Source organism: Vibrio sp. PSi01 (assembly GCF_054960695.1).
The window spans coordinates 196,309-218,367 of sequence record NZ_JBHNYN010000005.1 but is presented as its reverse complement, the minus strand read 5'-3'; the positions used below and the strand labels follow the sequence as shown (position 1 = coordinate 218,367).

Genomic DNA, 22,059 nt, shown 5'->3' with positions numbered 1-22,059 from the left:
GGGTTTTTCTGTTTCTAGCCCAAGATGTTTTTACCTTTAAGACCAGCCTTCCATGATATTAAAAGCACACAATAAAACGCTCGTTTTAGACCGCCCACATGTAATGGGTATTCTCAATGTCACGCCTGACTCTTTCTCTGATGGTGGTAAATTTAGTTCATTAGACAATGCTTTGTTACAAGCTGAACGAATGATTCAAGCTGGTGTTAGCATCATTGACATTGGTGGTGAGTCGACTCGTCCTGGCGCTCCTGAGGTTGCCTTAGAAGAAGAATTATCTCGAGTTATTCCTGCTATTAAAGCTATTCGAGCTAGATTTGATGTCTGGATTTCTATCGATACCAGTAAAGCTGAAGTGATGCGTCAAGCGGTTGAAGCTGGTGCTGATTTGATCAATGATGTGCGAGCTTTACAAGAGCCCGGTGCTTTAGAAGCTGCCGCTGATGCGAAGGTTCCGGTTTGCCTGATGCACATGAAAGGTCAGCCAAGAACTATGCAAGCGAATCCTAGTTACGACGATGTTCTAACGGATGTAGAAGCTTTCTTACAAGAAAGGGTTGAAGCTTGTGAGGCTGTAGGGATATCAAAAGAGCAGTTGATTCTGGATCCCGGTTTTGGTTTTGGTAAAACCATTGAGCATAATTACCGCCTATTAGCGCACCTTGAAAAATTTCACACGCTTGGGTTACCTGTCTTGGCGGGGATGTCGAGAAAATCGATGATTTTTAAGCTATTAGACAAAGCTCCTGCGGACTGCATGGTCGCCAGTGTTACTTGTGCGACCATTGCAGCAATGAAAGGTGCACAAATTATTCGTGTTCATGACGTCGAAGATACGTTGGAAGCGATGAAGATAATCGAAGTGATGAATAACAATCACTAATCATAATTAAGGAAAATCAACATGTCTGATAAAAGACGTTACTTCGGCACTGATGGTGTGCGTGGCAAAGTAGGCCAGTACCCGATTACACCTGATTTTGTTCTGAAGCTTGGCTGGGCTGCGGGTCGTGTTCTTGCTAAACAAGGCACAAAGAAAGTGATTATCGGTAAAGATACTCGCATCTCTGGCTACATGCTTGAGTCTGCTTTAGAAGCTGGCTTAGCTGCTGCGGGTCTTCAGGCTACGTTTACGGGGCCAATGCCGACACCGGCTGTTGCTTATCTAACGCAAACTTTCCGTGCTGAGGCGGGGATTGTTATCTCTGCATCGCATAATCCTTACTACGATAATGGCATCAAGTTTTTCTCTTCAGAGGGGACTAAATTGCCAGACGATATCGAGCTAGCGATTGAAGCGGAACTGGATAAAGACATCGAATGTGTTGATTCATTTGAACTTGGTAAGGCGGTACGTTTAAACGATGCGGCTGGCCGTTATATTGAGTTTTGTAAAAGCACGTTCCCAAATCAGATGACGCTTGCAGGAATGAAGATTGTTGTTGATTGTGCCCATGGTGCGACTTACCACATTGCTCCCGCTGTATTCAGAGAGCTAGGAGCTGAAGTTATTGCGATTGGTGTTGAGCCAAATGGTACTAACATCAACCACGAAGTAGGCGCAACGGATGTACGTGCTCTGCAAGCGAAAGTGCTTGCAGAAAATGCAGCATTAGGCCTTGGTTTTGATGGTGATGGTGATCGTATCATCATGGTTGATGAGCTAGGGAACAAGGTTGATGGCGACCAGATCGCTTACATCATTGCTCGTGATGCACTGCGTCGTGGTGAATTGAAAGGTGGCGTAGTTGGTACACTAATGACGAACCTTGGTATGGAAAACGGCCTTAAGCAGTTAGGTATTCCGTTTGTTCGCGCTGCTGTTGGTGACCGTTACGTAATGGAGCAACTTCTTGCTAAAGGCTGGAAGATCGGTGCAGAAAATTCGGGTCACGTTATCCTGTTAGACAAAGTAACGACGGGCGATGCTATTGTTGCTGCTCTGCAAGTTCTGGCTTCGGTAGTCGATAGTGAAATGACATTGAATGAACTTTCTCAAGGTATGACGTTATACCCTCAAGTCCTAGAAAATGTTCGCTTCAGCGGAGATTCAAACCCACTAGAAGCAGAGGCGGTTAAAGCGACTGTGGTTGAAGTGGAAGCGGAACTTGGCGAGAAAGGCCGTGTGCTATTACGTAAATCTGGCACAGAGCCACTATTGCGCGTAATGGTAGAAGGCGAAGACGCTGAGTTAGTTCAATCTTCGGCACTTAAAATTGCTGATGCAGTAAAAGCAAACTGCTAATTTAGTCTTTATTTAGCAGGTGCAATGATATGTACCTGTTATTAGGATTGGTTGAGTTACAGAACGGTCAAAAGAGGCGAAAATGAGTTTTGTGTCGCTTTTGACCTTTTTTTGACCACTCACTTGGTAAAGGCTTATTTTTTAGCAAATTCTCCTTGTCAGCCATCGCCTCATTCGCTAGTATTGCTCGGCCTTCAGTTAGGAGGTCGCTAGCCTTGTTCTTAAAAATAGTTTTTTGAACGGCGCTGGCTCAACAATTAGGAACATAGGTGGAAAAATGTTTACAGTTCTACTTGTGATTTACCTGTTGGCAGCGCTTGGTGTAATTGGCCTAGTGTTGATTCAACAAGGTAAAGGCGCAGATATGGGAGCCTCTTTCGGTGCTGGCGCTTCAAACACTGTGTTTGGTGCTGGTGGCTCAGGAAATTTCCTTACCCGAATGACTGCAGTTTTTGCAACTACATTTTTTATCCTTAGCTTAGTGCTTGGTAATATGTCTACACATAAGACTGAGTCACAATGGATTGACCCGACTCAAGGTCAGGTAATTCAGCAAGCTGATGATGCAGCGAGTGAAATTCCGGCGCAAGGCGACGAAATTCCACAATAAGCTGTAAAGATTTGATGCCGAGATGGTGAAATTGGTAGACACGCTAGCATGAGGTGCTAGTGCCTTAGGGTGTGAGGGTTCGAGTCCCTCTCTCGGCACCATGTTTACAAACTTGTAAAACATCTTGTTGGGCGTATAATGCTCGCAAGTCGGACGCGGGATGGAGCAGTTTGGTAGCTCGTCGGGCTCATAACCCGAAGGTCGTCGGTTCAAATCCGGCTCCCGCAACCAATTTCAATGCTATTATATAGCTTGTATTGGTAGCAAGTTTGCACAGTGTGAACCTCACTGTGAGTTAAGTGTGATATCAAATATGATGGCACTTAACATATAAGGGTCCAGCAACAAAAACCCCGGCTTATACGGGGTTTTTTGTTATCTAAGCATTTGTAAATGCGTTTAGATAATGTTTGCTTGGAATTTAAATTGGGCTTTGAGCCCTTTTTTTGTTTCTGGAGTGGTTAAATGACTGGTTTAGAAAGACAACTTACTGAAATGCTTGACGCTCCAGTAGCAGCATCGGGTTATGAGTTAGTTGGATTAGAATTTATTCGTGCTGGTGAGCACTCAACGCTACGTATTTACATCGATTCACCAAATGGTATCAATGTAGATGATTGCGCTGAAGTTAGTCACCAAGTAAGTGCCGTAATGGACGTTGAAGATCCAATTTCAGTGGCTTATAACCTTGAAGTGTCTTCACCAGGTTTAGAGAGACCACTGTTCAAAGCAGAGCATTACCAACAATTTATTGGTCACGAGGTAAGCATCGTTTTGAAAATGGCTGTCGGCAACCGTCGTAAATGGAAAGGTGATATCCAATCTATCGAAGGCGAGACAGTAAAAGTATTGGTTGAAGGACAAGAAGAAGAATTCGTCCTTAGCAATATTGCGAAAGCTAACCTGATCCCTAAATTTTAGTTCTCCTAGAGAGAAGAGCTTAAGAGGCTAGATTAATGAACAAAGAAATTTTGGCGGTAGTAGAAGCTGTTTCTAATGAGAAAGCAGTTCCTCGTGAGCGTATTTTTGAAGCGCTTGAAATCGCGCTTGCAACGGCAACAAAAAAGAAAAGCGAATTAGAAATCGAAGTTCGTGTTGAAATCGACCGTAAAACGGGTGATTTCGAAACTTTCCGTCGTTGGGAAGCTGTTGAGGAAGTTGAATTCCCAACAAAAGAAATCTCTATTGAAGCTGCAAAGTACGATGACCCAGAGATCGAACTTGGCGGTTTCATTGAAGATGATATCGAATCAGTAACGTTTGACCGTATTACGACTCAAACGGCTAAGCAAGTTATCGTACAGAAAGTACGTGAAGCTGAACGCGCTCAAATCGTTGAACAGTTTATTGATAACGAAGGCGAGCTAGTAACTGGTGCAGTTAAGAAAGTTAACCGTGATACCGTTATTCTAGACCTAGGTAACAACGCTGAAGCGGTAATCCTTCGTGATGACCAACTTCCTCGTGAAAACTTCCGTCCAGGTGACCGTGTTCGTGGTCTTCTTTACGCAGTTAAACCAGAAGCTCGTGGTTTCCAGCTTTTTGTTACTCGTTCGAAGCCAGAAATGCTAGCTGAGTTATTCCGTGTTGAAGTGCCTGAGATTGGTGAAGAGCTAATTGAACTTAAAGGTGCTGCACGTGACGCTGGTTCTCGTGCTAAAATCGCTGTGAAAACAAACGACAAACGTATCGATCCTGTTGGTGCGTGTGTTGGTATGCGTGGTGCTCGTGTACAAGCTGTTTCTAACGATCTTGGCGGTGAGCGTATCGATATCGTTCTTTGGGACGATAACCCGGCTCAATTCGTAATCAACGCTATGGCTCCTGCTGACGTTGCATCTATCATCGTTGATGAAGATGCACACTCTATGGATATCGCTGTTGAAGCGGATAACCTAGCACAAGCGATTGGACGTAGTGGTCAAAACGTACGTCTAGCTTCTCAACTAACTGGTTGGGAACTGAACGTGATGACTGTTGCTGATCTTGAGAAGAAGCACCAAGAAGAAGCTGTTGCTTCTATTGAAAACTTCATGAAGCACCTAGACATCGAAGAAGACTTTGCTCAAATGCTTGTTGAAGAAGGCTTCTCTACGCTTGAAGAAGTAGCATACGTTCCTGTGAACGAGCTTCTTGAAGTAGACGGTCTAGACGAAGGTATCGTTGAAGAACTACGTAACCGCGCAAAAGACGCACTGACTACTCTAGCGCTAGCGAAAGAAGAAACTTTCGACGGTGTTGAGCCTGCTGAAGACTTACTTGCACTTGAAGGTCTTGAGCGTGAAATGGCTTACAAGCTAGCAGCAAAAGGCGTTGCGACATTGGAAGACCTAGCTGACCAAGGCGTTGATGAACTAGAAGGCATCGAAGACCTAACTGCAGAGCGTGCAGGCGAGCTAATTATGGCTGCGCGTAACATCTGTTGGTTCGGCGACGAAGAATAATTCAGCAAGGAGAGAAAGCGGTATGACACAATTAACAGTTAAAGCACTGAGTGAAGAGATTGGTACGCCAGTTGACCGCTTAATTGAACAACTTGCTGATGCAGGCATGAAGAAATCAGGGTCGGATCAAGTGACTGATTCAGAGAAGCAAACATTGCTAACGCACCTAAAAAAGGAGCATGGTGATACTTCTGGTGAAACAGAACCGACTCGTTTAACTCTTCAGCGCAAGACCCGCAGCACGTTAAGTGTTGCTGCTGGAGGCGGTAAGAGTAAGGATGTTCAAGTAGAGGTACGTAAAAAACGTACTTACGTGAAGCGCAGCACTATTGAAGATGAAGCGAAACGTGAAGCTGAGGAACTAGCTAATCGTGAAGCGGAAGAGAAAGCACAACGCGATGCTGAAGAGCAAGCGAAACGTGATGCTGCAGAGAAAGCACAGCGCGAAGCCGAAGAAAAAGTAACACGTGAAGCGGATGCAAAACGTGATGCTGAAGAGAAGGCTCAACGCGCACAAGCTGAAAAGGCTAAAAAAGACATGAATTCAAAAAATGCAGACGCTAACGCACAAGCGAAAAAAGAAGCGGATGAACTTAAAGCTCGTCAAGAGCAAGAAGCAACTCGTAAAGCAGAAGCTGAAGCAGCTAAGCTTGTTGAAGAAGCTCGTAAGTTAGCTGAAGAGAACCAAGAACGTTGGTCTGAAGAAGAGAAGAAGAAGAAAGAGCAAGAGAAATCTGCGGATTACCATGTGACTACTTCTACTTACGCTCGTGAAGCTGAAGATGCGGCAGATAAGAAAGACGAGAAAGCACCTCGTCGTCGCAAGAAGAAAGCAGCTCCTGCTAACCAACCAGCAAACAACCGTGGCGGTCGTAACCAACGTGGTCGTGGCGGTAAAGGTAAGCTTGCTAAACCAACTTCAATGCAGCAAGGCTTCGATAAGTCAGCGACGGTTGCTAAATCTGACGTTGCTATCGGCGAAACTATCGTTGTTTCTGAACTGGCGAGCAAAATGTCAGTTAAAGCAACTGAAGTTATCAAAGTAATGATGAAGATGGGCGCTATGGCGACTATCAACCAAGTGATTGACCAAGAAACAGCACAACTTGTTGCTGAAGAAATGGGCCACAAGGTTATCCTACGTAAAGAAAACGAACTTGAAGAAGCGGTACTAGCTGACCGTGACAACAATGCAACGGCTGAGGGTCGTGCTCCTGTTGTTACTATCATGGGTCACGTTGACCACGGTAAAACTTCAACACTTGATTACATTCGTAAAGCACACGTTGCTTCTGGCGAAGCTGGCGGTATCACGCAGCACATTGGTGCTTACCACGTAGATACTGATAACGGCATGATCACGTTCCTTGATACTCCTGGACACGCGGCGTTTACCGCTATGCGTGCTCGTGGTGCTCAAGCGACAGATATCGTTGTCCTAGTAGTAGCAGCAGACGATGGCGTAATGCCACAAACAATCGAAGCAATCCAGCACGCGAAAGCGGCAGGTGTTCCTCTGATTGTTGCTGTGAACAAGATCGATAAAGAGGGTGCAAACCCAGACAACGTTAAGAATGAGCTAGCTCAATACGACGTTATCCCTGAAGAATGGGGCGGCGAGAACATCTTCGTTCACATCTCTGCAAAACAGGGTACAAACATCGATGGTCTTCTAGAAGCAATCCTTCTTCAGTCTGAAGTTCTTGAGCTTACAGCAGTTAAAGAAGGCATGGCATCTGGTGTTGTTGTTGAATCTCGTCTTGATAAAGGTCGTGGTCCAGTTGCAACAGTACTAGTACAGTCTGGTACTCTAAACAAAGGCGATATCGTTCTTTGTGGTCAAGAGTACGGTCGTGTTCGTGCAATGCGTGATGAAAACGGTAAAGACATTGAAACTGCAGGTCCATCTATCCCTGTAGAAATTCTAGGTCTTTCTGGCGTTCCTGCTTCAGGTGACGAAGCGACTGTTGTACGTGATGAGCGTAAAGCGCGTGAAGTTGCAAACTACCGTCAAGGTAAATTCCGTGATGTTAAACTAGCTCGCCAACAAAAAGCGAAACTAGAGAACATGTTCGCGAACATGACGGCTGGTGAAGTTGCTGAACTTAACGTTGTACTTAAAGCTGACGTTCAAGGTTCTGTAGAAGCGATTGCTGATTCTCTACTGAAACTGTCAACTGACGAAGTTAAAGTGAACATCGTAGGCTCTGGTGTTGGTGGTATTACTGAAACTGATGCAACGCTTGCAGCGGCTTCTAACGCTATCATCCTTGGTTTCAACGTTCGTGCTGACGCAACTGCGCGTAGTACGGTTCAGAACGAAAACCTAGATCTACGTTACTACTCAATCATCTACCAACTGATTGACGAAGTTAAACAGGCGATGGGCGGTATGCTTGCTCCTGAATTCCGTCAAGAGATCATTGGTCTTGCACAAGTTCGTGACGTATTTAAGTCACCTAAGCTTGGCGCAATCGCTGGTTGTATTGTTACTGAAGGTACAATTAAGCGTAGCAACCCAATCCGTGTACTTCGTGAAAACGTTGTTATCTACGAAGGTGAACTAGAGTCACTTCGTCGCTTTAAAGATGACGTTCAAGAAGTTAAAAATGGTTACGAGTGTGGTGTCGGCGTTAAGAACTACAACGACGTTCGCGTTGGTGACCAGATCGAAGTATTCGAAATTGTTGAAGTTAAACGTACTCTAGACTAATCAGTCAGTACGACTCGACATATTGACTAAGGTTACTAACATTACTAGTAATGGTAATAAGTAATCGGTTGTTGAATACACCATGGGGGGCTGGTAATTACCAAGCCCCCCATCTTTCTAAGTGAGAAAAGAAAATGTCAAAAGAATTTAGCCGCACACAGCGTGTGTCTCAGCAGCTTCAAAAAGAGCTTGCCCTTATCCTACAACGTGAAGTTCGTGACTCACGTATTGGTATGGTAACGATCTCAGACGTAGAAGTGTCTCGTGACCTTGCATACGCAAAAGTATTCGTTACTTTCCTATGTATCGGCGAGCAAACGCCTGAATCGTGCCTTGCTGCTCTTAAAGAGCATGAAGTGCCAGTTCGTATGGCTCTTGGTAAGCGCATTCGCCACCGTCTAACGCCTGAAGTACGTTTTACTTACGACAACACATTGGTAGAAGGCATGCGTATGTCTAACCTAGTGAGTGAAGTTCTAAGCGACGATAAGCGTAAGCAGCAAGAAGCTGGCCGCACTGACGAAATTCAGTCTAAGGACGAAGAGTAATGGCTCGCCGTCGTAAAGGTCGCCCTATTAACGGGGTAATTCTGTTAGATAAGCCTACTGGTATTTCATCTAATGATGCACTGCAAAAAGTAAAGCGTATTTACTTTGCAGAGAAGGCAGGGCACACAGGTGCTCTGGATCCTCTTGCGACTGGCATGCTGCCAATTTGTCTTGGTGAAGCAACGAAGTTTTCTCAGTTTCTTCTAGATTCTGATAAGCGCTACGTAGTAATCGCTAAGCTTGGTGAGCGTACCAACACCTCTGACTCTGATGGTGAAGTGGTTGAAACTCGTGAAGTGAATGTGACTCAAGAACAACTTGAACGTTGCATTGCAAGCTTTAAGGGTGAAACCGACCAGATCCCATCAATGTTCTCGGCATTGAAGTATCAAGGTAAGCCTTTGTACGAATACGCTCGCGCAGGTATTGAAGTACCTCGAGAGTCTCGTAAGATCACTGTGTACTCTATTGAATTGCTTCGCTTTGAAGGTGATGAAGTTGAAATGGAAGTGCATTGTTCGAAAGGCACTTACATTCGCACAATTACCGATGACCTTGGTGAAATGCTAGGTTGTGGTGCTCACGTGACAATGCTTCGTCGTACTGGTGTAGCAAAGTACCCTTATGAACGTATGGTGACTTTGGAGCAGTTAAACGAGATCCTAGAGCAAGCACAAGCGCAAGAAATTGCACCAAAAGAGCTGCTTGATCCACTTCTGATGCCAATGGACACTGCCGTAGAAGACTTACCAGAAGTGAATTTGAACGCGGAACTGACTGACCTAGTTCAGCACGGCATGCCAGTTCAGGTTTCTGGTGCACCAACTGAAGGCACGGTTCGTATGACAAGTGGTGAAGAAAAGCTGTTTGTTGGCGTTGCTCAGATTGCAGAAGATGGCCGAGTTGCACCTAAGCGCTTGGTGGTTTTCAGAGATGAAGAGCCACAAGCGTAGCGTTTAAATCGAGTCAGAATATTAGTCGTTCGTCCTTAAGGGCCAACAATTGATAAAGAAAGCGAGCCCTTTCATTCAGTGGTTCGCTTTTTTCGTTTTAAGGCGTTCGATTGTTATTGCACCAATTCATAAACTTCCCTATAATCCTCGGCTCGCGTAGCGGCTGAATCAGAGATTGGCTGCTACAAATATAAACTTACTCTTATCAGGAGAGAATTATGTCTCTGAATGCAGAAACTAAAGCAGCAATCGTTGCAGAATACGCACAATCTGAAGGCGACACAGGTTCACCAGAAGTACAAGTAGCACTACTTACTGCTTCTATCAACCACCTACAAGGTCACTTCAAAGCACACAAGCACGATCACCACAGCCGTCGTGGTCTACTACGTATGGTTTCTAGCCGTCGTAAGCTTCTTGATTACTTGAAAGGCAAAAACCTTGCTCGTTACCAAGATCTAATCAAGCGTCTAGGCCTACGTCGTTAATAGCGATGTCTGCAAAGACAGTTTGAAGAAAAGGAGCATTTATGCTCCTTTTTTTGTGCCTGTAAGAAAATGGCAGACCGGATGCTTAGAATATCACCTGGCTTTTTCTGATAGGAAATATATCTCCTAATAAAAATAGTTTATACTACGCCCGCCTATAGCGTTTTCACGTTTGGCAATCAACCTTCTCAAGAGATTACAGTCACAGATGTCGGCCAATAGGTCGCGACTATTCAAAGGCGGATTTGGTCCTAATTCGGCGTATGAATTCATACAAAGAAGCACTATCTCGAGTCCCTTTTCACTAGTCGCGATTGGTAATATCTTGAGTCATTATTCACTTAATCTAAAGTCATGACTTTAGAGCTAAGGATATACAATGTTTGAAAAACCAGTTGTAAAATCGTTCCAGTACGGTAATCACACCGTTACTCTAGAAACGGGCGTAATCGCACGTCAAGCTACTGCTGCTGTAATGGCAACTATGGACGATACATCAGTATTCGTTTCTGTTGTTGCTAAGAAAGAAGCTGTTGCAGGTCAAGATTTCTTCCCTCTAACAGTTAACTACCAAGAGCGTACATACGCTGCGGGTAAAATCCCTGGTGGCTTCTTTAAGCGTGAAGGTCGTCCTTCTGAAGGCGAAACACTAACAGCTCGTCTGATTGACCGTCCAATTCGCCCACTTTTCCCAAGTGCGTTCAAAAACGAAGTTCAAGTTATCGCTACGGTTGTATCTATCAACCCTGACGTAAACCCAGACATGATCACTATGATCGCAACGTCTGCTGCACTTGCTATCTCTGGTGCACCATTCAATGGTCCTATCGGTGCTGCACGTGTTGGCCACATCGATGGCGAACTTGTTCTTAACCCATCAAATACTGAGCTTGAAAACTCTAAACTAGACCTAGTTGTGTCTGGTACAGAAGGCGCAGTGCTAATGGTTGAATCTGAAGCAGATAACCTATCTGAAGAAGAGATGCTTTCAGCTGTTGTTTTCGGTCACGACCAACAACAAGTTGTAATTAAAGCGATCAACGAGTTTGCTGCTGAAGTTGCAACTCCATCTTGGAACTGGGAAGCGCCAGCAGTTAACACTGAGCTTAAAGCTAAAGTTGCTGAGCAAGCTGAAACTCGTCTATCTGACGCGTACCAGATCACTGAGAAAATGGCTCGTTACGAGCAAGTTGGCGCAATTAAGAACGACGTTGTTGAAACTCTAATTGCACAAGACGAAAACCTAGATGAGCGCGAAATCCGCGGCATGCTTGGTTCTCTAGAGAAAAACGTAGTACGTAGCCGCATCATTGCTGGCAACCCACGTATCGATGGCCGTGAAAAAGACATGGTTCGTGCGCTAGACGTACGTACTGGTGTTCTTCCACGTACACACGGTTCTTCTCTATTCACTCGTGGTGAAACTCAAGCACTTGTTACTGCAACGCTTGGTACACAACGTGATGCACAAATCATCGATAGCCTAATGGGTGAGAAGAAAGACAACTTCCTTCTACACTACAACTTCCCTCCATACTGTGTAGGTGAAACTGGTTTCGTTGGTTCTCCTAAGCGTCGTGAAATTGGTCACGGTAAGCTTGCTAAACGTGGTATCCAAGCTGTAATGCCTTCTGTTGATGAATTCCCATACACAGTTCGTGTTGTATCGGAAATCACAGAATCTAACGGTTCTTCTTCAATGGCTTCTGTATGTGGTACATCTCTAGCGCTTATGGATGCTGGTGTTCCAATCAAAGCTTCTGTTGCGGGTATCGCAATGGGTCTTGTTAAAGAAGGCGACGATTTCGTTGTTCTTTCTGACATTCTTGGCGACGAAGATCACCTAGGCGACATGGACTTTAAAGTAGCAGGTACTAATGCTGGTATCACTGCACTTCAAATGGACATCAAGATCGAAGGTATCACTAAAGAGATCATGCAAATTGCTCTTAACCAAGCGCAAGGTGCACGTAAGCACATCCTTTCTGTAATGGATGAAGCTATCTCTGGTGCTCGTGAAGATATCTCTGAATTCGCTCCACGTATCCACACAATGAAAATCAGCTCTGATAAGATCAAAGATGTTATCGGTAAAGGTGGCGCAGTTATCCGTGCTCTTTGTGAAGAAACAGGTACTACAATCGAAATCGAAGACGATGGCACAATTAAGATTGCTGCTACTGAAGGCGCAGCTGCTAAAGAAGCTATCCGTCGTATCGAAGAGATCACTGCTGAAGTTGAAGTTGGCCGCATTTACCAAGGTAAAGTTGCTCGTCTAGCTGACTTTGGTGCATTCGTTACTATCCTTCCAGGTAAAGATGGTCTAGTACACATCTCTCAAATCGCTGACAAGCGCGTTGAGAAAGTGTCTGACTACCTAACTGAAGGTCAAGAAGTACCTGTTAAGGTTCTTGAAATTGACCGTCAAGGCCGTGTACGTCTAAGCATGAAAGAAGCAGTTGAAACACCAGCTGAAGGCGAAGCACCTGCTGCTGAGTAATTCTTAGCGTATTGATGGGAATATCGCTTTTTAGTGATTTCTAACCCATTGGTAAAAAAGCATGTTATAAAGGGGAGCATATCGCTCCCCTTTTTTATTGCGGTCATAACAGGAGTAATTATTTGTGAAATGGTTTCAAACCGCGAGTATGTGTTTACTGCTTGTACTAACTGGTTGTGCGACAACATCAGATAACACCTCTCGTTGGGTTTATCCACCAATGGCAGTGCCACTGCAACCAAGTGTTCAACAAGAAGTTCAAATTGCACGCCTTAGTCAGTTATTACAGCGCCCAGATCTGAACGATGAAGTTCGAGCTAAAATGCTGTTTGAACGTGGTAACTACTACGACAGCGTTGGCCTGCGTGATTTAGCACGTCTTGATTTCAATCAGTCTCTTTCTTTGAACCCCGCTCAACCTGATATCTTCAACCTTTTGGGTGTTTACTTTACGCAAGTAGGGGAGTTTGATGCCGCTTATGAGTCTTTTGATTCGACGTTAGAGCTTGATCCTGCAAACTCATATGCAGAACGAAATCGCTCTATCGCACTCTACTATGGCGAGCGCTATGATTTAGCCAATGAAGAGATGATGAAGCACTACGCCGATGATCCTAGCGATCCGTTTCGCGCTCTGTGGCTTTACATCATTCAGCATGAACTCACTCCAGAGCAAGCCAAGCTTGATTTGCAAAAGCGTTACGAGAGCCGTGATGAGCAGTGGGGATGGGTATTAGTTGCGATCATGCTTGACGATATTACTGAAGAGCAGGCTTTTAAGGCGATCTTAACGGGTACTCGTGATAACACGTTACTTGCACAGCGCCTAACAGAGACTTACTTCTACCTTGCTAAGCGCTACCACATGAATGGTGATTACGCGAATGCAATCTCTTTGTATAAGCTAGCGGTATCTTTTAACGTATATGAATACGTTGAACATCGCTATTCATTCCTAGAGTTAAGCCGTATCTTTAGCACGCTTAAAGCCGAACATTTGGCGCAGTCTAAACTAGCAGCCGCTAAACTGGCAGAAGCTGAAGCCAAAGCTAAATAAAATACATATTAGAAATTTAAGAAGCCGCTGCCTGTCAGCGGTTTTTTTATATGTCCTATTTCATTTCGATTGCTTTTTAATTACACAGCATTAAAATAGTTAGCCTTGCTAACTAAATGCAATGCTTTGATTGGGTAAGTATGCTGAACCAGAATTTAGAAAAGATTGAACGCTTCGCCTCTAAGATATGGCGAACTCAAGTTAATGAAGATCCTATCTGTCAATTGAGCTTCAATGAGTACGATTATTTGAAGGTCATTCAGGCGTCGCCAGAACCTATTAGGCTAACAGATCTTGCGGTTGAGATGCAGGTTACTAAACCTTCAGCGACTACCATGGTTCAAAGGTTAGAAAGAAAAGGCCTCGTCGAACGCAAAGCTTCGCTTGAGGATGCGAGATCTAAATTGGTCATTTTGACCGATAAGGCAGAAGTGGGGTTGGAAGAAGAGAGTAAGATCTACCAGGTAATGGCACAAATATTAGAAAGTCGTTTGTCTGAACAGGAATCCTTACAATTAAACCAGCTGTTATACAAAGCTTTGAAGTAAACAATTTAGATATTTAGTTAGTCTTGTTAACTAATTTTGAGTCGCGTCATATTGATAGGTGGCTCACTAATGAAAGTAGAGTAAGAAATGAGTAACTCAATTAGTCGTCAATTCTGGCGATACACAATTCCTACCGTAGCAGCTATGTTAGTTAATGGCCTTTACCAAGTGGTAGATGGCATTTTCATTGGTCGTTATGTAGGTGCCGATGGACTTGCGGGTATTAACGTCGCGTGGCCTGTTATTGGGTCGATCCTCGGTATTGGTATGCTAGTAGGCGTGGGTACGGGGGCGCTTGTCTCGATTCACCAAGGTGAAAAAGATACTCAAGGCGCTAAGCAGATCTTAGCAACAGGTTTAACCTTGTTGCTAGCGATAACGCCTATTGTTTCTGCAGTGTTGTTTTTGTTCGCCGACAATTTCTTATTTTGGCAGGGTGCAGAAGGACGTGTGTACGAACTCGGCCTGCAATATTTACACATCCTGATTGGTGCTAGTGTCTTCACTTTGGGTTCGATCGCGATGCCGTTTTTACTGCGTAACGACGACAGCCCTAATCTAGCAACGATACTGATGATCGTTGGCGCAGTAATTAATATCGTACTCGATTACCTGTTCATCGCTCTATATGGTTGGGAGTTGATGGGCGCAGCATTAGCAACAGCGATTGCCCAGTTTGTAGTGACTGCACTTGGCTTAGCTTACTTTTTCTCGCATCGAGCAAACCTTCGTTTACGCTGGAATGAATTGAGACTGAAACTTGATGTGATTCCACAAATCTTCTCGATTGGTACATCAAGCTTCTTTATGTACGCTTATGGTTCGATGATGGTGGCGCTGCACAATGCGTTGTTCTCCCAGTATGGCGACCAGTTGATGATTGGTGCTTATGCGATTTTGGGCTACATCGTGACGGTTTACTACCTCACTGCTGAAGGCATCGCAAACGGCATGCAACCATTAGTGAGTTACAACCATGGTGCGCGTAATCAAGCGAACATTCGTAAGTTACTTAAGATTGCGATGATGAGTTCAGTATTGATCGGTGTTGCGTTCGTGCTACTTTTGAACGCGTTCCCACGTGAGTTTGTGTCAGTATTTAACTCAGATGAACCTCAGCTAGTTGAGTACACCGTGTTGGGTATTCGACTACACATGTTTGCACTGGCTCTTGATGGCTTCTTAGTAGTAGCGGGTGCTTACTATCAAGCTGTGAACAAGGGCAGCAAGGCGATGTTTGTGACGATAGGTAACATGCTTATCCAATTACCTTTCTTGTATATTATGCCTAAGTTGTACGGTGTGCCGGGGATCTGGATTGCGTATCCATTGTCCAATATCGCGTTAAGTGTAGTTGTTATGATCATGCTCTACAAAGACGTAAAGAAGCTCGATGCTGCGCCGCTGGAAACCGCGACGGCGTAGATCGTTTTTCTTAAACTGAATGATAAAAGGTCTAGCGAATGCTAGACCTTTTTTGTATCTGTTACTGATTATTCTAATTTAAGGAACTAGATGTTCTTAACGTCTAAACCTGCGAGTTGATGCCAGTAACCGTTGCATTGGCGGCTTTCAATTTTCATCGGTTTTTGACCTTGCTCGTTCGCTCTGAAGTTATTAATTTCAGAGAAGGTATCGATGCCGAGTGGGCTTAAACGAACCACATCGACTAGGTCATGCATGTTCGGTAGATCGTTAACTAGGTTGTAGCAGTAGCCCGATTGTGTCTGAATGCCGTTAAGGTTAAATACCGACTGGCCTTCTTGGCTTTCGACTTGTAGCCCTGTTGGGTATTTGATACAACAAGTTTCGCAATCGTCTTTGGCTTTGTTTTCCGCGCGAGCGGTAAAGCAACGCGCTGAGTAAGCAAGTGGTAGGTAGCCGTGGCTAAATACTTCTACTTCGAACTTATTACGGATATTAAGATCTTCGCACTGTGTCATTACGTTGCTTAGCCATTCGCGAGAAAGCTCAACAGGCATACACCAACGCGTCATACCTTGTTTCAAGAACAGGTTCAGAGTGCGTGCGTTGTAGGTATTAACCGCCGGGCCAACCACAAAAGGCACTTTGCTTTCGCTTGCTAATTGAATCGCAGACACGTCGTTGGCTTCGATCGCAAAGTCACCGTTATCAATGTACTTCTTCATGATGTTGACTTCGCTTGGTGCTTCTAGCAATGCCATGGTGGAAAGTACGACTTGCTTGCCTGAAGCCGACAGCTCTTTGGCAATATCCATCCAGTGTTTTGCTTTCATCTCACGACGCTTTGAACACACGGCTTCACCTAGGTAGATGATGTCGGCAGAGCTTGATTTCGCTTGCTCATAGAAGCTTTCAACATCTTGTTTTGGCCAAAAATAAAGTAGAGGGCCTAATGCGTATTTCATTGAGTTCTCCATTTGGCTCTATTGCCATTTACGGTGATAAGCGCCAAGCGTGGTTTGTGTACCTTCAGATACATTTGCCAGTGTCGCGTTCCAAGCTTGTTCTACTTGGTATTGTTCAGGATTCGCTAAGTAGCGATCGATAGCAGCGCGCCAAGTACGAGTCACTTGTTCAACATAAGCAGGGCTGCGTTGGCGACCTTCAATCTTCACTGAGGCAACATTGGCCGCGAAAAGCTCAGGCAACATGGATAGCGTGTTTAGACTAGTCGGCTCTTCAAGTGCGTGATAGCGCTTACGTTCACCATCGATATCCGCTTCAAAACGACCCTTACACAGCGTTGGGTAACCTGCGTTCTCACCTGCTTCATACTTATCGATAAGGATTTCATTCAAGCGAGACTCTAGGCCGGTTTCTGTTTCTTGCCAGCGAACGTATTTAGCTGGAGAACAAGCACCAACTGTATTGGGTGATTCGCCTGTCATGTAGGAAGAGAGGTAACAACGGCCTTCTGCCATGATGCACAAGCTACCAAAGGCGAATACTTCAAGGTCAACGTCAGAAGTGATATTACGAGAAAGCTGTTTGACCTGATGAATCGACAATACGCGAGGCAATACCACACGCTTTACATTGAAGTTCTTGTGGTAGAAGTCGATAGCCGCCGCATTGGTTGCAGAGGCTTGAACTGATAGGTGCAGTTCTAAGTCAGGGTATTTATTGGCCGCGTATTCGAGCACCGCGATGTCTGCAATGATCAGCGCATCAACCCCCAGTGCTGCGGCGTTGTCTACGGCGTTAGTCCATCGTTCGAAGCCATTTGGGTGAGCAAAAGTATTTAAGGCAACGTGAATTTTCTTGTTGCGGTCATGCACGTATTGCACGGCACGATCGAGCTTCTTACCCGCAAAATTAAGACCTGCAAAGTGTCGGGCATTGGTATCGTCTTTAAATCCGATATAGACAGCATCCGCACCGCAATCAATGGCGGTTTTCAAAGCAGGTAGGTTACCTGCTGGGCATAAGAGTTCCATTTGCTCACTACCAGTAGAATTAAGTTGAGGCGAGCATTTTATGAAGAATTATGAATGACGGAATTGATGTAAGGCAGGTTTAGATGGATAAATCTGCTTTTACTCCGTTTGAGGTACTGACTGGTGACCGTTTTTTGTGTTTTAGCTTATGAGGGAGAATTAAGTCGAATCACTTAACTAGTTTTTGTGACGGCGATTCTGAGCAAATAGCTCTTCAACATCTTGTTTTGGCTGAGGACGGTAGAAATGAAATCCCTGAATGGAGCTACAGTTGAGGTTCGACAGTAGCGTCGCTTGTTCACTGGTTTCGACACCTTCCGCAACCACAGTTAAATCGAGAGATTTACCAAGGTTGATGATGTTTTCGATTACTGTGATTTGCTTTGGTAGTGTATCGATATCAGAAATGAAGGCGCGGTCTATCTTAAGCTCATCAATTGGGAAGCGAGCCAAGTAAGACAGAGAAGAATAACCGGTACCAAAATCATCGATAGACAGAGCAAAGCCTAGTTTCTTAATCGCATTCAGCATTTGCAGTGTGTGATCACTGTCACTCATTACGGCACTTTCTGTGAGCTCAAAGGTAATGGCACTAGGATCTAATTCTGTAGAGCGTAGTAGTTTTTCAACGTAATCAATCAGTTTTGGGTTGCCGAATTGCTCTGGTGAAAGGTTGATCGCTACGCGGCCAGGTAGGATACCTTGCATTTTCCAGCGCTTAACCGTCGCAAATACTTCACGCATAACCACGCGACCAAGTTGCTCGATAAGACCAGCACGTTCCGCTACAGGGATGAATGCCGCAGGGCTAATATAACCTTCTACAGGATGCTTCCAACGTACTAGTGCTTCAGCGCCGTTGATGGTGAAGTCACGGGCATTGACCTTTGGTTGATACCAAACCTCAAGTCCATTTTGCTGAAGTGCTTTCTGCAGTTCAATCTCAAGCCACAGCCGCATACGCGCTTCTTTGTTCATTTGTTCGTTGAACTTAATCAGGCGGTTACGACCACGATCTTTGGCTTCGTACATAGCTGTGTCGGCGTTTTGCAGCAAGATACGTGCGTCTGTACCATCTTGAGGGAAGCTCACACTACCAATAGAGCAGGCTAAGCGTTTACTAAAATGGTGAAGATCGAAGGGTTGATTGATCAGGGAAATGATCTTCTCAGAGAGCGTTTCAGGTGTTCGAGGGTGTTCGGGCTCTGGCAGAATTACACCAAATTCATCACCGCCCAAGTGGCCAATAACTGCTTGGCGAGGCAATAAACGTTTTAATCGTGAAGCGACCTCTTTAATCACTTTGTCACCGATGTGATGGCCAAGTGAATCATTGATATTCTTGAAATTATCTATGTCCAAATAGAGCATCACAACTGGAGTTTCATTGTGAATGAACTGCTCAAGGCGCTTGGTAAACCCTACTCGGTTATAGAGTTTAGTCAGTGCATCAATGTAAGCATCTTCACTGTTAGCGGGTGTAAATTGTTTTGTGGTTTCTTGTGCGTCTTGGATCAGGACAAGTTGGGTATTACTACCAAGGACAGAAGTTGAGTCGATATGTAATTGAACCTTACGTTCAAAACCACATCGGGCACCCGTTAAGCAAACTAAACCAGACTCTGAAATAATAGAACTAAGGCTATTGTTGAAGACTGTTTTGGTTTGTTCATCGATAAATAGGCGACCTAATTCTTCGCCAATCAATTCAGTGGTCGAGTTAAATCCAAGTAACCTTGCTGCGGCCGGGTTTGACGACAGGATGTAATCATTTTCGACAAGAAGTAACCCATCAGGTAGCAGTTGAGATAGCTTGTGAAATTTTGCTTCGGATTCTTCTAAAGAACGAACAAGTACCTGGTTTTCTGAGGTATCGAAGGCATGAAAGACGATGTAGTCGGTTTTTTTGCCGTTAATTAGAGGGGAGAGGCTAAAGTGCAAGCTGGTATCGAGGTCAGTTTCGTTGAGAGTGACTTCAGCCTCAATCGCCTCGCCATTGAATGCTCGCTCATAATACGGCTTAAGATGTTGGTAGAATTGCTCACCCAATGTTTGGCGGTCATTCATCCCAGCAAGCTCGGTTTGACTTAAACCAGCAATATAGCAGTAACGCTCATTCACCATAAAATAGTTGTGTTGGGCATCAAGTACTGCAAAAAAGAACGGACTGTTTGCAGTTAGCTGGGTAAACCAATGTTGTAGTTGCTGGGGAGGCATCAAAGTACTACCAATTCTCCAAGAGCTTGAATATTCACTATCGATAAATATTTATTAATTTTTGTGTGACTATCGATATTTACCTGTGAGTGCAGCGATCCGCTGTAATTCTCATTACCTGAGTTACTATAACTGTGATTTTCAGGATATTAAAGGTCGAGTATCAAACAGAAGTTAATTTGATACATAACAGTAACTGAGATCTCAACATCATTTATGATGCATTCCATATTATTGACAAAGTTACGGATAAGTCACGTGATAAACAAGATTCGCACTCAACTAGTTCAAAATGCCGCATCAATTTTGCGATCTCCAGTCCAGTTATTGCCTAAAACAGTACAAAAAAGAGCCTTATTGGAAGCTCTGAAAAATGTCTTTAAAGAAGCTTTAGAGGACGGTGACTTTGAGTTCTTAGAAGACAAGTGGCTTAAAGTCTCAATAAAAGATATGGGGTTAAGTTGGTGTATTAGCTACAAAAATGAGCAACTAGTTGTAGCTGATAAAGATGTTGATGAAGATGTAAGCTTTAGCGGCAATCTTAACGATCTTGTACTCATTGCTGGCCGTAAAGAAGACCCAGATACGCTTTTCTTCCAGCGTAGGTTATCTATTGAAGGTGATACTGAACTTGGTTTAGAAGTCAAAAACTTGATGGATAGCGTCGATTTGGACTTATTACCGACACCTATGAAAACTTTGTTAAATCAATTAGCTGATTTTGTGCAGAAGGGGGTACAATCTCCAGATACACAAAGTGAGGTAATGAATGCTTATTCGAACTGAAGCACCGGCAGATATACTTGTCATTGATCGTTTATTGAAATCTGTTTTTGAAACAGATGCAGAAGCTAATTTAGTTATGAGCCTGCGTGAGAATAGTCATTTAACACTATCGTTGGTGGCCTGTTCAGACGAGGGTGAGGTGATTGGTCATCTGATGTTTAGCCCTATAACCCTAAATGGTCACGATCATAATTGGCAGGGCCTTGCGCCTCTTGCGGTGAAAGAAGAATATCGCAATCAAGGTATCGCCAAGTCATTAGTTGAAGATGCTTTCTCTACTTTGGTTGATTTTGGTTACCCAGCCTGCGTTGTGCTTGGTGATCCTGCTTACTACGGTCGTTTTGGTTTTAAGGCGGCGAGTGAGTTTGGTTTGAGCTGCACTTGGGATGTGCCTGAGGGAGCCTTTCAAGCTATCGAGTTAGTTGAAGGTGCGCTTGCAGGACATGCTGGTGAGATTGCTTACAGTCCTGAGTTCAACGACTTATAAGTCCATTTCTCACGTAATATGATGCAAACTGATTTAGACTAAATAAAGGAGCTTGATGCTCCTTTATTTTTTGTTAGTATCAGCCCAACTCTGATGAGCTCGTTTTTAACTCCGCTCTAATAAGTCGCCCACTATCAACCTAAGGTTACACCGCTAGATATGTCACAAACACACGCACAATACCTGCAAGAGATGGGCATTAGCCAATGGGAGCTTAGCCACCCAGAGCGTTTGGCGGGCTATGAATCTGAATTGACTTCGCTCTCGAACGATTGCAAGTTACTGTTGGTTTCGCCTGAAAAACCTCAGGAAGATCTTGCTGTGATGTTTGAGCGAGTACTCAAAAGTATCAAGCTCGACTTATCTCAAGCATTACATATTCAGCCTCAGCACCTATCTTCTGTGGATTTCGGGGCGGTTGAGTGGGTGTGGTTTGCTGGTTGCGAGTCGACTCAAGAGCTGAAGGCTAAAACACTTCAATCTCCATTACTGTCTGACATTAATGGTAATAACCAACATCGTCGCGACTTATGGCAACAAATCTGTGCTTATGACTAATCAATTTTTACCGACTTCACAACAACATCTAGACGCAATTTGGCAGATAGAACAGGCCGCACACTCCCATCCATGGTCTGAAACTATGATCCGGGATCTTGAGAGCCGAGGCGCTTGTCATCATGTCCTTGAAGTTGATGGACAAGTGGTGGGCTATTTCTTCGCTCAAAATATTGTTGGTGAAGTGACGCTGCTTAATATTGCGGTAGACCCAAGCAAGCAAGGCAAAGGTTATGGTAAGGCACTAACTGAACATTTCCTTGATATATGTGAACAAGCTGATGCTGAAAGCGCTTGGCTGGAAGTTCGCGAAAGTAATGTGAACGCGTTTAATCTTTACGAAAAGGCAGGCTTCAACGAAGTTGATCGCCGTCGTAATTACTATCCAACTAAACAAGGCAACGAAGATGCCATCATTATGAGCTATCTTTTTATGTCTTTTAGCTAGTCATGTTACGTCTTTTCGCTAACTAGATAGCTAAT

General features: G+C 44.3%; 20 protein-coding genes and 2 tRNA genes. 19 read left to right on the top strand and 3 right to left on the bottom strand.

Annotation, left to right across the window (positions count from 1 at the left end):
* Positions 1-52 precede the first annotated feature (52 nt).
* The 15 genes from folP (at position 53) to ACFI6G_RS09995 (ending at position 15,531) form a co-directional block, all read left to right on the top strand.
* Positions 53-883, top strand: coding sequence for a dihydropteroate synthase (folP, locus tag ACFI6G_RS10065; protein WP_016767298.1), 831 nt, complete (start codon positions 53-55; stop codon positions 881-883).
* Positions 884-904: 21 nt separating this feature from the next.
* On the top strand, positions 905-2,245 hold the full coding sequence (gene glmM, locus ACFI6G_RS10060; protein WP_016767299.1) for a phosphoglucosamine mutase: 1,341 nt from the start codon (positions 905-907) through the stop codon (positions 2,243-2,245).
* A gap of 277 nt (positions 2,246-2,522) precedes the next feature.
* Entirely contained in the window at positions 2,523-2,855 is a 333-nt protein-coding gene (secG, locus tag ACFI6G_RS10055) for a preprotein translocase subunit SecG (RefSeq protein WP_010436124.1), read from the top strand.
* A gap of 16 nt (positions 2,856-2,871) precedes the next feature.
* A tRNA-Leu gene (locus tag ACFI6G_RS10050) sits at positions 2,872-2,956 on the top strand.
* Positions 2,957-3,009: 53 nt separating this feature from the next.
* Positions 3,010-3,086: transfer RNA gene (locus tag ACFI6G_RS10045), tRNA-Met, on the top strand.
* Between the two features lie 234 nt (positions 3,087-3,320).
* The gene (gene rimP, locus ACFI6G_RS10040) at positions 3,321-3,776 is read left to right on the top strand and encodes a ribosome maturation factor RimP (RefSeq protein WP_004738265.1); all 456 of its coding nucleotides are present in this window, start codon (positions 3,321-3,323) and stop codon (positions 3,774-3,776) included.
* A gap of 35 nt (positions 3,777-3,811) precedes the next feature.
* Positions 3,812-5,299, top strand: coding sequence for a transcription termination factor NusA (nusA, locus tag ACFI6G_RS10035; protein WP_010436132.1), 1,488 nt, complete (start codon positions 3,812-3,814; stop codon positions 5,297-5,299).
* Positions 5,300-5,321: 22 nt separating this feature from the next.
* Positions 5,322-8,012 (top strand): translation initiation factor IF-2, encoded by a 2,691-nt coding sequence (gene infB / locus ACFI6G_RS10030; RefSeq protein ID WP_010436135.1) that lies wholly within the window; start codon positions 5,322-5,324, stop codon positions 8,010-8,012.
* A gap of 134 nt (positions 8,013-8,146) precedes the next feature.
* Positions 8,147-8,560, top strand: coding sequence for a 30S ribosome-binding factor RbfA (rbfA, locus tag ACFI6G_RS10025; RefSeq protein ID WP_010436137.1), 414 nt, complete (start codon positions 8,147-8,149; stop codon positions 8,558-8,560).
* Positions 8,560-9,513: a tRNA pseudouridine(55) synthase TruB gene (truB, locus tag ACFI6G_RS10020; protein WP_010436141.1), complete on the top strand. Its 954-nt coding sequence runs from the start codon at positions 8,560-8,562 to the stop codon at positions 9,511-9,513. The genes rbfA and truB overlap by 1 nt, the downstream gene beginning before the upstream one ends.
* 218 nt (positions 9,514-9,731) lie before the next feature.
* Positions 9,732-10,001, top strand: a complete 270-nt coding sequence (gene rpsO / locus ACFI6G_RS10015; protein ID WP_010436144.1) for a 30S ribosomal protein S15 — start codon at positions 9,732-9,734, stop codon at positions 9,999-10,001.
* Between the two features lie 379 nt (positions 10,002-10,380).
* A complete protein-coding gene (gene pnp, locus ACFI6G_RS10010; RefSeq protein ID WP_010436145.1) occupies positions 10,381-12,501 on the top strand; it encodes a polyribonucleotide nucleotidyltransferase in 2,121 nt (706 codons plus the stop codon).
* Between the two features lie 124 nt (positions 12,502-12,625).
* Positions 12,626-13,558: a lipoprotein NlpI gene (nlpI, locus tag ACFI6G_RS10005; RefSeq protein WP_016791874.1), complete on the top strand. Its 933-nt coding sequence runs from the start codon at positions 12,626-12,628 to the stop codon at positions 13,556-13,558.
* A gap of 140 nt (positions 13,559-13,698) precedes the next feature.
* Positions 13,699-14,106, top strand: a complete 408-nt coding sequence (locus tag ACFI6G_RS10000; protein ID WP_010436149.1) for a MarR family winged helix-turn-helix transcriptional regulator — start codon at positions 13,699-13,701, stop codon at positions 14,104-14,106.
* An 87-nt stretch (positions 14,107-14,193) separates the two neighbouring features.
* The gene (locus tag ACFI6G_RS09995; RefSeq protein WP_010436152.1) at positions 14,194-15,531 is read left to right on the top strand and encodes an MATE family efflux transporter; all 1,338 of its coding nucleotides are present in this window, start codon (positions 14,194-14,196) and stop codon (positions 15,529-15,531) included.
* Positions 15,532-15,617: 86 nt separating this feature from the next.
* Here ACFI6G_RS09995 and ACFI6G_RS09990 read toward each other — a convergent pair whose 3' ends face one another.
* The 3 genes from ACFI6G_RS09990 to ACFI6G_RS09980 form a co-directional block, all read right to left on the bottom strand.
* Entirely contained in the window at positions 15,618-16,496 is an 879-nt protein-coding gene (locus ACFI6G_RS09990) for a U32 family peptidase (RefSeq protein WP_016767826.1), read from the bottom strand.
* Positions 16,497-16,514: 18 nt separating this feature from the next.
* Positions 16,515-17,528: a ubiquinone anaerobic biosynthesis protein UbiU gene (gene ubiU, locus ACFI6G_RS09985; RefSeq protein WP_016767827.1), complete on the bottom strand. Its 1,014-nt coding sequence runs from the start codon at positions 17,526-17,528 to the stop codon at positions 16,515-16,517.
* Between the two features lie 177 nt (positions 17,529-17,705).
* Positions 17,706-19,745: a sensor domain-containing protein gene (locus ACFI6G_RS09980; protein WP_462710262.1), complete on the bottom strand. Its 2,040-nt coding sequence runs from the start codon at positions 19,743-19,745 to the stop codon at positions 17,706-17,708.
* 258 nt (positions 19,746-20,003) lie between these two features.
* Here ACFI6G_RS09980 and ubiT point away from each other — a divergent pair, with 258 nt between their 5' ends.
* The 4 genes from ubiT (at position 20,004) to rimI (ending at position 22,024) form a co-directional block, all read left to right on the top strand.
* Positions 20,004-20,531, top strand: a complete 528-nt coding sequence (gene ubiT / locus ACFI6G_RS09975) for a ubiquinone anaerobic biosynthesis accessory factor UbiT (protein ID WP_022570642.1) — start codon at positions 20,004-20,006, stop codon at positions 20,529-20,531.
* A complete protein-coding gene (locus ACFI6G_RS09970; RefSeq protein WP_010436181.1) occupies positions 20,515-21,018 on the top strand; it encodes a GNAT family N-acetyltransferase in 504 nt (167 codons plus the stop codon). The genes ubiT and ACFI6G_RS09970 overlap by 17 nt, the downstream gene beginning before the upstream one ends.
* Before the next feature lie 159 nt (positions 21,019-21,177).
* Positions 21,178-21,576, top strand: coding sequence for a DNA polymerase III subunit psi (locus ACFI6G_RS09965; protein WP_010436184.1), 399 nt, complete (start codon positions 21,178-21,180; stop codon positions 21,574-21,576).
* Complete coding sequence (rimI, locus tag ACFI6G_RS09960; RefSeq protein WP_010436187.1) at positions 21,569-22,024, top strand: ribosomal protein S18-alanine N-acetyltransferase; 456 nt, start codon at positions 21,569-21,571, stop codon at positions 22,022-22,024. Before ACFI6G_RS09965 ends, rimI begins: the two co-directional genes overlap by 8 nt.
* Positions 22,025-22,059: the final 35 nt, after the last annotated feature.

What these genes read in the sequence shown, in the direction of transcription:
- folP (WP_016767298.1), top strand. Translation starts at nt 53, where the DNA reads ATGATATTAAAAGCACACAATAAAACGCTCGTTTTAGACCGCCCACAT.
- glmM (WP_016767299.1), top strand. Translation starts at nt 905, where the DNA reads ATGTCTGATAAAAGACGTTACTTCGGCACTGATGGTGTGCGTGGCAAA.
- secG (WP_010436124.1), top strand. Translation starts at nt 2,523, where the DNA reads ATGTTTACAGTTCTACTTGTGATTTACCTGTTGGCAGCGCTTGGTGTA.
- rimP (WP_004738265.1), top strand. Translation starts at nt 3,321, where the DNA reads ATGACTGGTTTAGAAAGACAACTTACTGAAATGCTTGACGCTCCAGTA.
- nusA (WP_010436132.1), top strand. Translation starts at nt 3,812, where the DNA reads ATGAACAAAGAAATTTTGGCGGTAGTAGAAGCTGTTTCTAATGAGAAA.
- infB (WP_010436135.1), top strand. Translation starts at nt 5,322, where the DNA reads ATGACACAATTAACAGTTAAAGCACTGAGTGAAGAGATTGGTACGCCA.
- rbfA (WP_010436137.1), top strand. Translation starts at nt 8,147, where the DNA reads ATGTCAAAAGAATTTAGCCGCACACAGCGTGTGTCTCAGCAGCTTCAA.
- truB (WP_010436141.1), top strand. Translation starts at nt 8,560, where the DNA reads ATGGCTCGCCGTCGTAAAGGTCGCCCTATTAACGGGGTAATTCTGTTA.
- rpsO (WP_010436144.1), top strand. Translation starts at nt 9,732, where the DNA reads ATGTCTCTGAATGCAGAAACTAAAGCAGCAATCGTTGCAGAATACGCA.
- pnp (WP_010436145.1), top strand. Translation starts at nt 10,381, where the DNA reads ATGTTTGAAAAACCAGTTGTAAAATCGTTCCAGTACGGTAATCACACC.
- ACFI6G_RS10000 (WP_010436149.1), top strand. Translation starts at nt 13,699, where the DNA reads ATGCTGAACCAGAATTTAGAAAAGATTGAACGCTTCGCCTCTAAGATA.
- ACFI6G_RS09995 (WP_010436152.1), top strand. Translation starts at nt 14,194, where the DNA reads ATGAGTAACTCAATTAGTCGTCAATTCTGGCGATACACAATTCCTACC.
- ACFI6G_RS09990 (WP_016767826.1), bottom strand. Translation starts at nt 16,496, where the DNA reads ATGAAATACGCATTAGGCCCTCTACTTTATTTTTGGCCAAAACAAGAT.
- ubiU (WP_016767827.1), bottom strand. Translation starts at nt 17,528, where the DNA reads ATGGAACTCTTATGCCCAGCAGGTAACCTACCTGCTTTGAAAACCGCC.
- ACFI6G_RS09980 (WP_462710262.1), bottom strand. Translation starts at nt 19,745, where the DNA reads ATGCCTCCCCAGCAACTACAACATTGGTTTACCCAGCTAACTGCAAAC.
- ACFI6G_RS09970 (WP_010436181.1), top strand. Translation starts at nt 20,515, where the DNA reads ATGCTTATTCGAACTGAAGCACCGGCAGATATACTTGTCATTGATCGT.
- ACFI6G_RS09965 (WP_010436184.1), top strand. Translation starts at nt 21,178, where the DNA reads ATGTCACAAACACACGCACAATACCTGCAAGAGATGGGCATTAGCCAA.
- rimI (WP_010436187.1), top strand. Translation starts at nt 21,569, where the DNA reads ATGACTAATCAATTTTTACCGACTTCACAACAACATCTAGACGCAATT.